General features: G+C 57.0%; 7 protein-coding genes, 1 tRNA gene, 2 rRNA genes and 1 pseudogene (1 of these 11 cut by a window edge). 7 read left to right on the top strand and 4 right to left on the bottom strand.

Features of this window, described 5'->3' with window-relative positions; genetic code table 11:
• Positions 1–88 precede the first annotated feature (88 nt).
• Complete coding sequence (locus phaeop14_RS15005; protein ID WP_040181824.1) at positions 89–1,030, bottom strand: ABC transporter substrate-binding protein; 942 nt, start codon at positions 1,028–1,030, stop codon at positions 89–91.
• Between the two features lie 195 nt (positions 1,031–1,225).
• Between phaeop14_RS15005 and phaeop14_RS15010 the strand changes: the two genes are divergently transcribed.
• The 7 genes and pseudogenes from phaeop14_RS15010 to phaeop14_RS15040 form a co-directional block, all read left to right on the top strand.
• Complete coding sequence (locus phaeop14_RS15010) at positions 1,226–2,137, top strand: LysR family transcriptional regulator (RefSeq protein ID WP_040181827.1); 912 nt, start codon at positions 1,226–1,228, stop codon at positions 2,135–2,137.
• A 498-nt stretch (positions 2,138–2,635) separates the two neighbouring features.
• Positions 2,636–4,252 carry a peptide ABC transporter substrate-binding protein gene (locus phaeop14_RS15015; RefSeq protein WP_096789991.1) on the top strand — a complete coding sequence of 539 codons (1,617 nt, stop codon included), beginning with the start codon at positions 2,636–2,638 and terminating at the stop codon, positions 4,250–4,252.
• A gap of 87 nt (positions 4,253–4,339) precedes the next feature.
• A complete protein-coding gene (gene oppB / locus phaeop14_RS15020; RefSeq protein WP_096789992.1) occupies positions 4,340–5,257 on the top strand; it encodes an oligopeptide ABC transporter permease OppB in 918 nt (305 codons plus the stop codon).
• A 1-nt stretch (position 5,258) separates the two neighbouring features.
• The gene (locus phaeop14_RS15025) at positions 5,259–6,173 is read left to right on the top strand and encodes an ABC transporter permease (RefSeq protein ID WP_096789993.1); all 915 of its coding nucleotides are present in this window, start codon (positions 5,259–5,261) and stop codon (positions 6,171–6,173) included.
• Complete coding sequence (locus tag phaeop14_RS15030; protein ID WP_096789994.1) at positions 6,173–7,141, top strand: oligopeptide/dipeptide ABC transporter ATP-binding protein; 969 nt, start codon at positions 6,173–6,175, stop codon at positions 7,139–7,141. The genes phaeop14_RS15025 and phaeop14_RS15030 overlap by 1 nt, the downstream gene beginning before the upstream one ends.
• Complete coding sequence (locus tag phaeop14_RS15035) at positions 7,138–8,136, top strand: oligopeptide/dipeptide ABC transporter ATP-binding protein (protein WP_096789995.1); 999 nt, start codon at positions 7,138–7,140, stop codon at positions 8,134–8,136. The genes phaeop14_RS15030 and phaeop14_RS15035 overlap by 4 nt, the downstream gene beginning before the upstream one ends.
• Positions 8,137–8,465: 329 nt before the next feature.
• Positions 8,466–9,072 (top strand): annotated as a pseudogene (locus tag phaeop14_RS15040) (IS5 family transposase); the annotation flags it as partial.
• A gap of 78 nt (positions 9,073–9,150) precedes the next feature.
• Here the strand turns inward: phaeop14_RS15040 and phaeop14_RS15045 are convergent.
• The 3 genes from phaeop14_RS15045 to phaeop14_RS15055 all read right to left on the bottom strand — a co-directional run.
• Positions 9,151–9,227 (bottom strand) — tRNA-Met (locus tag phaeop14_RS15045).
• 145 nt (positions 9,228–9,372) lie between these two features.
• Positions 9,373–9,487: ribosomal RNA gene (gene rrf, locus phaeop14_RS15050) — 5S ribosomal RNA — on the bottom strand.
• Between the two features lie 115 nt (positions 9,488–9,602).
• Positions 9,603–12,176 (bottom strand): 23S ribosomal RNA (locus tag phaeop14_RS15055); it runs 254 nt beyond the window's last position.

The following is a 12,176-nucleotide window of genomic DNA, read 5'->3' on the forward strand; positions in this document are numbered from 1 at the left end:
ACCATGCAGAGCATGATGAGCACCGCACAAGGGAATACCCCCGCCCGTCAAAGATCCGCGCGGGGGCGCAAGCGACAAAGAACAAAAATCAGTTCAGCCAGTTGTCCACTTGGTCCGCGTTCTCTTCAACCCATTTGCGGGCAAACACCTCCGCATCCATTTCGTCAACGATCAAGGCATAGACCATCGCTGACACTTGATCGGAGGTCAGGTTAACCTTGGACAGAACTGCGGCCGCGCTTTCGTCCATGGCAGCCTGATAGTGGATATGCAGGTAAGCCTTGTCCCAGGCCATCGCCGCAGAGGAGTTCTCCAGCCAATTCGGATCATCAGTGGGCTGCGCAACATTCCACTTTGCAGGATCATGCGGCGGCTCTTCCAACTGGACGAGATCATACAGTTGGAACATGTGATGCGGCGTATAGCAGAAGAACACCACATTGGTATTTTGATCAGTCGCGGCATCAACCTCAGCGAGTGCTAAGGTCTCATCCATTTCCTTAAGCGTCATTGTTTGATCGTACCCGTAGGATTTGGCACGGATTTTCTCGACATTGGTTGATGCCCAACCTGCGGCACCGATCCAGATTTCTCCCATACCATCGCCATCGCTGTCGAAATTGGCCGCCATATCAGGATCACTTAACTCTGACAGCGCCTTGATGCCGGTACGCTCAGCAGTTCCTTTGGTGACACACATGGCCTGATCTGCCGGTATGCCATTCGGGTTCATGGCAACAGTGCCCTTTTCCTTCACGAACGTGTTGTGAAGATTAGCCTGGTTTGGCAACCAGACTTCTGGGTGGACCTGCATGGCCCCGGAGTCCATAGCTTCAAAGACGATCGGATTGCTGCCGTTTTGCAGTTCAACATCAAGGCCAAGATTATCCTCAAGCACGATCTTGAGAACATTCGCCGTTACACGAACCGATGGCCAGTTTGGCACACCAATGACCACATCAGCGGCCAGCGCGCCAGTTCCAAGCGTAGCCAACAATCCACTGGACATCCAAGTCGCTAGTCTCTTCATTTCACTCTCCAAATTGCCATTGCTGCTATTGTTGAAAAACCTCTCCTAGAGCTGATCCGCTTGGTCATCACCGCAAGAACCTCCCCAAACGCTAATGTGCCCACTTTCCAAGTGTATTAAATTACAATAATCGGGATTGAACTTGCATAATATTGCAATCAAAATGACCTTAACGACGCTGTAGTCGGGGTAGCCATGGTTGCAAGGCAGGTTTCAAAGGTCGATATTCATCTATTGCGCGTGTTTTGCGTCGTCGTAGATGCGGAAGGTTTTTCCAATGCCCAGGTCGTACTCAACGTGGCGACCTCCACGATCTCGAGGCAGATATCGGAATTGGAAACCCGGCTTGGGATGCGCCTGTGTGACCGGGGCAGGACTGGCTTTCGCGTTACCGAAAAGGGAAACACAGTCTACCAAGCAGCGCAGAAATTGTTCGGCGCACTCGGGGAATTTCAGGAGACCGTTGACGGATCACGCGGCCGTCTTTTCGGTCATCTCGCATTGGGCGTCATCGAAAACTGGGCCTCTAATAACTCAGCCCCAATCGTGCGCTCACTGTCTAAATTCAGCGCAATGGCACCGGATGTAAGGATTGAGCTACACTCACTCGCCCCGAATGACATTGAGTACGCCGTACTTGACGGCAAGGTTCCAATCGGGATCGGCCCCTTCCATTCTCCAAAGCCAGGATTGGTCTACAACGATATCTGCAAAGAGACCGTTTGCCTCTATTGTGGTTCTGGGCATCCGCTGTTTGCCATTGACTGCCCGGAAGAGCAGGAAAAAGAGCTACGTAATTCACTGTTTGCTAAGCGAGCATATTTAAATGAAAATACCGTCGCACCCAAAACTCGCCACCTACCCTCAAACGCAATCGGCCATCAAATGGAAGCGATCGCGTTGCTTATACTGACGGACCGATACGTCGGGTATCTTCCCTCATACTTTGCCAAGGACTGGGTAGCGGCAGGGCGAATGAAGAATATCGCAAACGGAGGATTTGATCGCCCCGTAACGGTGCAAACCGCTATTCGCAGAGGGGCCAAGCTCAATCTTGTGGGGAGAACATTCCTTGATTTACTTTCGCAAGAAGCCAAGACGCGGTAATCTTGCTGATCGTGAATAGTCGTTTCTAGGTGTAACACGAGACGATAAGTCAATTCCGAACAAATGCACGTCCTCTATCTTCTCTCAGTTTGCGTCGTCGCGAGTGATCTGCTCCCTTGGTGTCAATTAATATGGGTGCTTCTGTTTAGGTTTTGGTATTTCTTTAGAAGGTTAACATTCTCGTTGGTATCAGCCCTGCGAGACCCGCTTACCGCTGTCGGATCCAGCCGTCTTCACCCGTTGTTCTAGCGCATGCGCCGCACAACCGATCTTCACGGAAGTCGGTGATCGTCTGCCAATGGGAATTAAGCTGGCGGTCCTCCATTGGGCTCGAACCAATGTCGCCTCAAGGGCTCCCATGTCCAGCACCAAACGCATTGTACCTTCACGAAGCTGATGCCTGCCGGTGACGCGAAGCACCCACTTGCAACTGAAAACAGTTTCCGGTTGGATGACATCAATCAAGACGAGAATAATTCCATCAAAGGGAGAGCCTCCATGAAAATTCGCACGACACTTGTCTCTTCGGCGCTTGTCTTGGGCCTAGCCCTCCAGGCACAGGCGGCAGATGTGCCCGAGGGCACCAAGCTGGCCGAGGATCAGACCTATACCTTCTGGCTTCTGGACGCGATCAAGTCGATGGATCCGCAGATCAACACCGATGCTGAAGGGTCGGACGTGCTGCGCAATATCTTCGAGGGGCTGTACAACGAGGATGGCAACGGCGAGCTGGTGCCTGGCGTCGCACTGGATCACGAAGCCTCTGCGGACGGCATGACCTATACGTTCAACCTGCGCCAGGATGCCAAGTGGTCGAACGGAGAACCGGTGACCGCCGGTGATTTTGTCTATGCCTGGCGCCGACTGGCCGATCCCGCGACCGCGTCGGAATACGCATGGTACATGGAACTGATGCAGGTGGAGAACGCCCCTGAGGTCATCGCGGGCGATATGCCGCCGGAAGAGCTGGGCGTGCGGGCGGTGGACGACCATACGCTTGAGGTGAAGATCACCACGCCGCTGCCCTATTTCCCGCAGATGCTGGTCCATGCATCGACCTTCCCGGTGCCGCAAAGCCAGATAGAGCAGCATGGCGACGACTGGACCGATGCAGGCACGCTGGTGGGCAACGGCGCCTATACGCTGACCGAGCATCAATTGGGCGAGCGGGTCGTGATGGAGAAGAGCGACACCTATTGGGATGCTGAGAATGTGGTGATGGAAACCCTCACCGCATTGACCATCAATGACGTGAACCAGGGGCTGACGCGGTATCTTGCCGGAGAACTGGACCGGGTGGATATCCCCGCCGGGCAGTATCCGCGTCTCAAGAAAGAATACCCCGAACAGGCGGTCTCGACCCCCTATAACTGTTCCTACATCTATATGCTGAATGTTGGCGAAAAGGGGCCGGAAGCCCTGCGCGACGTGCGCGTCCGCAAGGCGCTGGCCTATGCCATCGACCGCGACATCATCGTGGACCGGATCCTGCAGGGCGGCCAGAAAGCCTCCTATAACTGGACCCATTGGGCGACCGCCGATTTCAAACGCCCCGAGCTGGAATGGGCCGACAAGATGGATCAGACGCAGCGGCTGGAAGCGGCACAGGCGCTGATGGCGGAAGCGGGCTACAGCCGTGACAACCCGCTGGACCTGACACTGCAGTACAACACCTCGGAAGATCACAAGAAAATCGCCATCGCCGCGTCGCAGATGCTCAAGCAGATCGGCGTGAACATCACGCTCGACAACTACGAGTGGAAGATCCACACCGACCGGATGCAGAACCAGGACTACGACATGGCGCGCTATGCCTGGTGCGGCGATTACAACGAGGCCTCGACCTATCTGGACTTGCTGACCTCATACTCTGGCCACAACAACGGCGAGTTCTACAACGACGCCTATGATCAGGTGATGAAAGACAGCAAGACCGCCAAGGATCCGCAGCCGCTCTATCAGGAGGCTGAACGCATCTTGGCCGAGGAAATGCCGATCATCCCGATCTATCATTACGCCAATGTCGATATGATTGCCGAGGATATCAAAGGGCTGCCGGAGAACAACGTGAACAACAACTGGTACGGCAAGGATCTGTACCGCATCGCCGAGTAACCTTTGGCCTGCGGGCAGCCCGGCCAAGGCTGCGGCTGCTCGCTTACCGTCCCAGCCACCTCGACCCAAGTTCCGGGAGCGACAGTTTTGCTCAGTTACATCCTCAAGCGTCTTGCCATCGCGGTTCCGACGCTTCTGCTTTTAATCGTGATTTCCTTCCTGCTGATGCATTCCGCTCCCGGCGGGCCGTTCACCACCGAGCGAGAGTTGCCGCCACAGGTTCTGGCCAATCTCAATGCAAAATACGGGCTGGACGACCCGCTGTGGAGGCAGATCACCTCATATGTCTGGGGCATCGTCAGCGAATTCGATTTCGGCCCCAGTTTCGTCTACAAGGACCGCTCGGTGAACGAGATCATCGCGCAAGGCTTCCCGATCACGCTGACCTACGGGCTGCTGTCCTTTGCCGTGGCGGTGATTGTCGGGGTCAGCCTGGGTGTCGCTGCGGCGATGCGGCACAATTCACTGCTGGATTACGCAGCGGTCGGCGTGTCGATCGGTGCGCAGGTGCTGCCGAATTTTGTCATGGCGCCGATCCTCGTTCTGGTGTTTACGCTCTGGCTCGGCTGGCTGCCGGGCGGCGGCTGGCAGGGGCCGGAGTATTGGATCATGCCGGTGATCGCGCTCTCCACCTCCTTCATGGCGTCCATCGCGCGGATCACGCGCTCCTCGATGCTTGAAGTGCTGACCTCCAACCACATCCGCACCGCCCGCGCCAAGGGCTTGCCCGAACGCCAGGTTATCCTGCGCCATGCGCTCAAACCGGCGATGCTGCCGGTTATCTCCTACCTTGGCCCGGCCTTTGTGGCGATGATCACGGGGTCGGTGGTGGTCGACATCTATTTTTCCACCGGCGGCATCGGCAAGGCCTTTGTCGACAGCGCCCTGAACCGCGATTACGCGGTGATGATGGGGGTGACGATCCTGATGGGCGCGCTGACCATCTTCTTCAACCTCGTGGTCGATATCCTCTATGGGTGGATCGACCCCAAGATCAGGTACTGACATGGCAATGACATCCGAACCGGCCGTCGAAGCCACTGCGCTTGCGGGGAAAGGCCGGTCCCCCTGGGCCGACGCCCGGCGGCGCTTCTTTCGCAACAAGGCCGCACTTGCAGGGCTAGCCATCCTCGTCTTTGTGGTGGTCTTTGCCCTGTTCGGGAACTTCTTTGCACAGTGGTCGAACGAGGAACTGGACTACAACGTCATGGGCCAGATCGCCGAACTGGGCGGGCCCTCGATCGCCAGCGGTCATTACTTCGGCACCGATGATCTGGGCCGCGATCTTTTTGCGCGCACCGTGCAGGGGACGCAAATCAGCCTTGCCGTCGGTCTGGTCGGCGCATTGATCGCCTGTATCATCGGCACGCTTTACGGCGCCATCGCGGGATACGTCGGGGGGCGCACGGACAATATCATGATGCGGCTCGTCGATATCTTCATGGCGGTGCCCTACATGTTTGTGCTGATCCTGCTACTGGTGATGTACGGCCGGTCGATCACCATCCTGTTTGCGGGCGTCGGCCTGATTTCCTGGATGGAGATGGCGCGGATCGTGCGCGGCCAGACGCTGACCATCAAAGGGCGCGAATTCGTCGAGGCGGCCCGCGCCATCGGCGTGCCGGCCCCGGTCATCATCCTGCGCCACATCGTGCCGAACCTGCTGGGCGTCATCGCCGTCTATGCCACGCTCTTGGTGCCGCTGATGATCCTGACGGAGAGCTTCATCTCCTTTCTGGGTCTTGGTGTGCAGGAGCCGTTGACCTCGCTCGGGGCGCTGATCTCCGAAGGCGCCGGGACCATTGCCTATGGCACCACCTGGCAGCTGATTTTCCCCCTCCTCTTCTTCTGCCTTACGCTGTTCGGCCTGTTCTTCATCGGCGACGGACTGCGTGACGCGCTCGACCCCAAGGCCCGCTGATGCCGCTTTTGCAGATCAACAATCTCTCCGTCACTTTTGATGGCGAAGACGGACCGGTTCATGCGGTCAACAACCTGTCGCTGTCCGTCGACCGGGGGGAGACCCTGGGCATCGTCGGCGAAAGCGGGTCGGGCAAGTCGCAGACCGCCTTTTCCATTATGGGACTGCTGGCCCCGAACGGGCGCACCGAGGGGTCGGTCCGCTTTGACGCGCAGGAGATCCTGGGCGCGAAGCCCAAACTTCTCAACAAGATCCGGGCCGAGCGGATCGCGATGATCTTTCAGGATCCGATGACCTCGCTCAATCCTTACATGCGGATTTCTGACCAGATGACCGAGGTGCTGACCCTGCATCAGGGCATGTCGAAAAAGGACGCATTGGCGGAGTCGGCACGCATGCTCGACGCGGTGAAGATCCCCGCAGCCAAGGAACGCATCCGGCTTTACCCGCATGAATTCTCCGGCGGGATGCGTCAGCGGGTGATGATCGCCATGTCCCTGCTGTGCAAGCCGGACCTCTTGATCGCGGACGAGCCGACAACCGCGCTCGACGTGACTGTGCAGGCGCAGATCATGGATCTGTTGAGCGAGCTGCAGCAGGACTTCGGCATGGCCACGATCCTGATCACCCATGATCTGGGGGTCGTCGCGGGGTTTTGCGAACGGGTGGTCGTGATGTATGGCGGCCGCGTGATGGAGCGGGGTCCTGCGGAACCGCTCTTTGCCGCGCCGACGCATCCCTATACCCGCGGGCTGCTGCAAGCGGTGCCCCGGGTGGATGATGCGGATGCCGCGATGAAGGCAATCCCCGGCAATCCGCCGAATATGGCAGCCCCGCCCGAAGGCTGCCCCTTCCGTCCGCGCTGCGCCTATGCGGGCGAGGATTGCCGGACGGTCCCCGCGCTGGCCCCCTTTGCGCAGAACCGAGCCCGCGCCTGCCACCGTGCAATCGCGGAGGTCAGCGCATGAGCCCGCTTCTCTCTGTCCGCAATCTTGATGTGAAGTTTGCGCTCACCCGCCCCGGCGACATGCCCTGGACCCGGCCGCGCCACCTGCACGCGGTCAACGGGGTGGATTTCGAGCTGGAAGCCGGAAAGACACTCGGTGTGGTGGGCGAATCCGGCAGCGGCAAGTCGACGCTGGCGCGCGGCCTGATCCAGATGGTGCCTGCCACCGGGCAGGTGATGTGGCGCGGCGAAACCGATCTCTTGTCGCTCAGCCCGCGCCGGATGAAGCCCTACCGCTCGGAAATCCAGATGGTGTTTCAGGACCCGTTGGCGTCGCTGAACCCGCGCATGACGCTGGGGCAGATCATCGCCGAGCCGCTCGCCACGCACCGCCCCGGTCTCTCCGCCAAGGAACGCCGCACACGCGTCGCGCAGATGATGGAGCGGGTGGGCCTGCTGCCGCAGATGATCAACCGTTACCCGCATGAGTTCTCCGGCGGCCAGTGCCAGCGCATCGGCATCGCCCGTGCGTTGATCGTCGAGCCCAAGCTGCTTATCTGCGACGAGCCGGTTTCGGCGCTGGATGTGTCGATCCAGGCGCAGGTGATCGAGCTGTTGAAAGAGCTGCAGCGCGATCTGGGGCTGGCCATAATCTTTATCGCGCATGATCTGAGCGTGGTGAAGAACATCTCCGACGAGGTGATGGTGCTATACCTCGGCCGGATCATGGAAAAGGCGCCAAAGGCCCAGCTCTACGATGATCCGCAGCACCCCTATACGCAGGCGCTGCTTTCGGCGGTGCCGATCCCTGATCCGGTGGCCGAACGCGCCAAGCGCATCGTTCCGATGACAGGCGACATGCCGTCGCCGATGGACCCGCCCTCTGGCTGCGTCTTTCGCGGACGCTGCCCGCGCGCGCAGGAGGATTGCGCGCGGATCGTGCCGCAGCCCGATGGCGGTGCGCATGGTGTGGCCTGCCTGCATCCGGGACCGATACACTTCAGCAAGACCACCTGATCGACCTTATGCGCAAATCGAGCCGAAAATTGACCCTTCGAGTCAGCATGATGGCGTAAGGGTATTAGAAATTGGGTCCCTACGAACTAATGGGCCCCGAATTGGCCAACTAACAATGCCGGACACCTCAACTGTCAGGCATTCCATTCTTTGGGCAACGCTGTGGCAAGTTCACTATCGCAGGGACAGAACTACCCGAGGTGCGCATCAGACGCGCGGGGCTGAGACCAGGGCCAATCACGCTGGCTGCCGATCAACCTGCACTCTAGGTCATGTTGACAAAAGGGATTCACACCGTGCCGCAGGCAAGATTCAAGCTGATATCTGCTATGGAGATCAGTTTGGCACGAGACTTGATGATCGACGAGGAATGGGCGTTTTTTGAGCACTTCATCCTAACAATCCGCACTCCGAACGGGTGCAAGCCCGCCAGCCACCGCCTTGTTCTGGATGGGATTTTCTGGATTTCCCGAACCGGCGCCCCCTGGCAGGACTTGCCCAAAGAGTTCGGCAAGTGGTCCAGCGTCTACCGCCAGTTCAGGCGCTGGACCCTGGCAAGGCTTTGGGAGGACATCCTGGATGCCTTGAACCAGAGAAGAGCCGTTCCAGACACACTGAAATGGTCGATAGAACCGTCATCCGCGCCCATCATCAGTCGGCGGGTGCTAAAGGAGGACTCCGCCACAAGGTTTTGGCCGCTCATGAGGTGGGTTCACGACGAAGATCCACCTCCGTGTCAATGCGCATGGGTTGCCAATGAGAACCGAGATCAGGCCGGGGCAAACGTCAGATTACCTTGGCTTTGATCTCGTCATGGCGGATAATCTACCTGAGCCGAAAGTGCTGCTGGCAGATCATGGGTATGATGCTGACCGCATTCGGAAAAACATGAACGAGCGCAATATCCAGCCTTACCGTCCTCATCGCGCCCACAAAGTTTGATTTGGCGCGCAACAGACAACCGCAAAGCACCGCCCGGAGGCGGCTGTAAGTATTTGTTATGTTGGGAATATTTGGTTGCGGGAGTAGGATTTGAACCTACGACCTTCAGGTTATGAGCCTGACGAGCTACCGGGCTGCTCCATCCCGCGACATTTTTGTTTTGCCTCATTGCGTTTTGTTGCTTGAGGCTGCCGCTGCTTGATCACGCGTGTTGTGACTGGGCGTTTTTTCTTCAGATGTTTTTGTCTGAAGGTATATTTTATTGGTATCGTTTATGTTTATGGATTTTTCTAGGTTTGGCGGTGACCTACTCTCCCACGCCTTAAGACGCAGTACCATCGGCGCAACAGTGCTTAACTTCCGGGTTCGGGATGGGACCGGGTGTTTCACTTGCGCTATGACCACCAAACCGAGGAAAATCCATATTCGCGACGTTTCGGTTTTGAGACGTCGCGGAGATACAATCGACATGAAGTCCAAGTTTGTTTTGCTTTTGGTTCTTGTGTCACTGACTGTTACTGGAACAGATCAAGCCTATCGGGCGATTAGTACCGGTCAACTGAATGCATTGCTGCACTTACATCTCCGGCCTATTGACGAGGTGGTCTACCTCGGCCCTCAGGGATACCTTGTTTTGAGGGGGGCTTCCCGCTTAGATGCCTTCAGCGGTTATCCTGTCCGATCATAGCTACCCTGCACTGCTGCTGGCGCAACAACAGGTCCACCAGTGGATCGTTCACCCCGGTCCTCTCGTACTAGGGGCAACTCCTCTCAAGTATCCTACACCCACGGCAGATAGGGACCGAACTGTCTCACGACGTTCTAAACCCAGCTCACGTACCTCTTTAAACGGCGAACAGCCGTACCCTTGGGACCTGCTCCAGCCCCAGGATGAGATGAGCCGACATCGAGGTGCCAAACACTGCCGTCGATATGGACTCTTGGGCAGTATCAGCCTGTTATCCCCGGCGTACCTTTTATCCGTTGAGCGATGGCCCTCCCACTTGGGACCACCGGATCACTATGGCCGACTTTCGTCTCTGCTCGACTTGTCAGTCTCGCAGTCAGGCTGGCTTCTGCCATTGCACTCAACGAGCGATTTCCGACCGCTCTGAGCCAACCTTCGCGCGCCTCCGTTACGCTTTAGGAGGCGACCGCCCCAGTCAAACTACCCGCCACGCAGGGTCCCGGATCCGGATAACGGACCGCGGTTAGACATCAAGAGTGCGAAGGGTGGTATCTCAAGGGAGGCTCCACCGGAACTAGCGTTCCGGTTTCGATGCCTACCACCTATCCTGCACATCACAATCCTGATGCCAGTGCGAAGCTGTAGTAAAGGTGCACGGGGTCTTTCCGTCTAACCGCGGGAAGCCTGCATCTTGACAGGCAATTCAATTTCGCTGAGTCGATGTTGGAGACAGCGGGGAAGTCGTTACGCCATTCGTGCAGGTCGGAACTTACCCGACAAGGAATTTCGCTACCTTAGGACCGTTATAGTTACGGCCGCCGTTTACCTGGGCTTCAATTCGGAGCTCTCACCCCTCCTTTTAACCTTCAGGCACCGGGCAGGCGTCAGACCCTATACGTCGTCTTGCGACTTCGCAGAGCCCTGTGTTTTTAATAAACAGTCGCCACCCCCTGGTTTGTGCCCCCAGCTCCAAGTTGCCTTGGAACCGGGCCTCCTTCTCGCGAACTTACGGAGGTATTTTGCCGAGTTCCTTCAACATCGTTCTCTCAAGCGCCTTGGTATTCTCTACCAGTCCACCTGTGTCGGTTTAGGGTACGGTCTCATGGAGGGCTATTTCCAGGGACTGATCAGCAGCCCATTCAATCCGATAAGGATGAACTACCTTCACAATCCGTCACATCCTCCTGGCCTAGGAATATTAACCTAGTTCCCATCGGCTACGCCTTTCGGCCTCGCCTTAGGGGCCGGCTTACCCTGCTCAGATTAGCTTTAAGCAGGAACCCTTGGACTTTCGGCGAGAGTGTCTCTCACACTCTTTGTCGCTACTCATGTCATCATTCTCGCTAGTGATCTCTCCACGGGATCGCTCACGCGCCCGCTTCATCGAAAGCTTCGTGTCTCCGATGTGTCCGAGGACACTAAGGAGACATGAAGCTATGTCACACTACGCTCTGCTACCATGCACTATGTGCATCCTAAGCTTCGGCTCATGGCTTGAGCCCCGTTACATCTTCGCCGCAGGACGTCTTAATTAGACCAGTGAGCTGTTACGCTATCTTTAAAGGATGGCTGCTTCTAAGCCAACCTCCTGGTTGTTTTGGACATCCCACCTGCTTTCCCACTTAGCCATGAATTAGGGGCCTTAGCTGTAGGTCAGGGTTGTTTCCCTCTCCACTACGGACGTTAGCATCCGCAGTGTGTCTGCCATCTAGTACTCCCGGGTATTCGGAGTTTGGTTAGGATCAGTAAGCCTGTGGGGCCCCATTACCCATCCAGTGCTCTACCCCCCGGGGTATTCGGATGACGCTCTACCTAAATAGATTTCGCAGAGAACCAGCTATCTCCGAGTTTGATTGGCCTTTCACCCCTAGGCACAGCTCATCCCGATCTTTTTCAACAGATGTGGGTTCGGTCCTCCAGTGCATGTTACTGCACCTTCAACCTGGCCATGCCTAGATCACTCGGTTTCGGGTCTGATCCCACGAACTCATGCGCCCTATTAAGACTCGCTTTCGCTGCGCCTACACCTAACGGCTTAAGCTTGCTCGTGAGACCAAGTCGATGACCCATTATACAAAAGGTACGCTGTCAGCCCTCAAGGGGCCTCCAACTGATTGTAGGCGTTCGGTTTCAGGTACTGTTTCACTCCCCTCGTCGGGGTGCTTTTCACCTTTCCCTCACGGTACTGGTTCGCTATCGGTCAGTAAGGAGTACTTAGCCTTCGAAGGTGGTCCTCCGATCTTCAGACAGGATTTCACGTGTCCCGCCCTACTTAATACGTCCTATCATGCTTCATATACGGGGCTATCACCCACTCTGGCTGTGCTTCCCAACACATTCTATTCACACTCAAGGCTCGGCTGGTCCCCGTTCGCTCGCCGCTACTAGGGGAGTATCATATTGATGTCCT

The sequence above is a fragment of the Phaeobacter piscinae genome (genome assembly GCF_002407245.1).
Taxonomy (GTDB): domain Bacteria; phylum Pseudomonadota; class Alphaproteobacteria; order Rhodobacterales; family Rhodobacteraceae; genus Phaeobacter; species Phaeobacter piscinae.

Excerpts from the sequence above, each read along its gene's own strand:
- phaeop14_RS15035 (WP_096789995.1), top strand. The coding sequence starts at position 7,138 with ATGAGCCCGCTTCTCTCTGTCCGCAATCTTGATGTGAAGTTTGCGCTC.
- phaeop14_RS15015 (WP_096789991.1), top strand. The coding sequence starts at position 2,636 with ATGAAAATTCGCACGACACTTGTCTCTTCGGCGCTTGTCTTGGGCCTA.
- phaeop14_RS15025 (WP_096789993.1), top strand. The coding sequence starts at position 5,259 with ATGGCAATGACATCCGAACCGGCCGTCGAAGCCACTGCGCTTGCGGGG.
- phaeop14_RS15030 (WP_096789994.1), top strand. The coding sequence starts at position 6,173 with ATGCCGCTTTTGCAGATCAACAATCTCTCCGTCACTTTTGATGGCGAA.
- phaeop14_RS15005 (WP_040181824.1), bottom strand. The coding sequence starts at position 1,030 with ATGAAGAGACTAGCGACTTGGATGTCCAGTGGATTGTTGGCTACGCTT.
- phaeop14_RS15010 (WP_040181827.1), top strand. The coding sequence starts at position 1,226 with ATGGTTGCAAGGCAGGTTTCAAAGGTCGATATTCATCTATTGCGCGTG.